Raw genomic sequence first — 1635 nt, forward strand, 5'->3', positions numbered from 1 at the left:
CCCCCTGTGTCAGGATAGTTGTCGCCTCAGTTTTTCGTATTGTTAGACAGGGGGTGGATGACAGGTTTGAGTGAAACACTATCCAGAGAAGCATAAGAAGGCAGTTGTTAGCAAGTTAGTTGAAAGCGGTTTATCATTGCGCCAGTTTTCACAGAGAGAAAGTATCAACCTTTCTACCCTGTGTAGTTGGCGAGATAAATACTTAGAGGCAGGCTACAACTTGACTAAAAGTGATGATCCTAAAGACTGGTCGGCAGAACAGAAGTTTTCAGTGGTTTTAGAGACGGCCACATTGTCGGAAGTTGAATTAAGTCAATATTGTAGGGCGCATGGTCTTTATCCTGAGCAAATTCAGCAATGGAAACAGAGCTGTATCTCAGGTAATCAGACAGAAGCTCAGCAGCGTAAGCAACAGGCACAGGAGCGAAAAAGCGACAAAAAGCGCATTAAGGAGCTGGAGAAGGAACTCAAACGTAAGGATGCTGCTTTAGCTGAAACAGCGGCTTTGTTGGTGCTGAGAAAAAAGTTAAATGCCTACTGGGGGGAAGACGAGGACAGTTAACCACACTCCCGGATAGGCAATATTATGTATCGTTGGTTGACGAAGCCGTTATGGCTGGAGCCAGAAAAATCAAAGCCTGTGAGGTAATTGGATTATCTCTTCGCACACTGCAACGATGGCAGGAAGCAGGCGGTGTAAGTGCAGACAAAAGACCTGAGGCGAGCAGACCGCTGCCAGCAAATAAATTGACTGATGCGGAACAGGAGGCAATTTTAGACACCTGTAATCAGGAGCGGTTTGCCAGTTTATCGCCATGCCAGATAGTCCCCATATTGGCTGATGAAGGGACTTATCTGGCTTCGGAATCCAGCTTTTACCGGGTTCTGAAAGCGAATAATCAGCTGAAACACAGAGGCAAGGCGAAACCTAAAGGGAGTATGATAAAGCCAGACGGGTTTAAAGCTAAAGCGCCCTGCGAGGTCTGGACATGGGATATTTCCTATTGTCCGTCCACGGTAATTGGTCGATTTTTCTATCTCTACATGATTATGGATATCTTCAGTCGCAAAGTGGTTGGGTGGGAAGTGCATGACAGTGAATCTGGTGAGTATGCAGCTCGCCTCCTTGAGCGCACACTGTGGTCAGAGAAGTGTGTTAATGAAGATATTATATTGCACTCTGACAACGGCAGCCCGATGAAGAGCCTGACGATGCAGGCAAAGATGATCGACATGGGAGTCATTGGCTCACGTAGTCGCCCGGGTGTCAGTAATGACAATCCCTACTCTGAATCCTTGTTTCGCACATTAAAGTACTGTCGTCGATGGCCAAGTGAAGGCTTTAAAACACTGGAAGACGCCAGAATCTGGGTTAAAGAGTTTGTTCAATGGTACAACACTGAGCATCGTCATAGTCGGATCAAATTCGTCACGCCGGAACAACGACACAATGGTGAGGATAAAATGATACTAGCGAAGCGTGCAAATCTATATGCAAAAGCAAAGGGCACAAATCCTAACCGGTGGTCTGGCGACACCCGCAACTGGGATCAGATCGATGTTGTGGAACTTAATCCGGAGAGCAAAAAAGAAGCAGCTTAACGGCTTAGGCGACAACTACCTTGAAAAACGCCG

Annotated in this window: 1 protein-coding gene; it reads left to right on the plus strand. The window is 46.7% G+C overall.

Features of this window, described 5'->3' with window-relative positions; genetic code table 11:
- The first annotated feature begins 70 nt into the window (after positions 1-70).
- Positions 71-1602, plus strand: a protein-coding gene (locus AC0J20_RS23265) for an IS3 family transposase (RefSeq protein WP_473023594.1) whose coding sequence is annotated in 2 segments (ribosomal slippage) — positions 71-533 and positions 533-1602 — 1533 coding nt in all. Because the reading frame shifts where the segments join, the coding sequence is not laid out codon by codon here.
- Positions 1603-1635 lie beyond the last annotated feature (33 nt).

The sequence above is a fragment of the Planctobacterium sp. R6 genome (assembly GCF_055755215.1).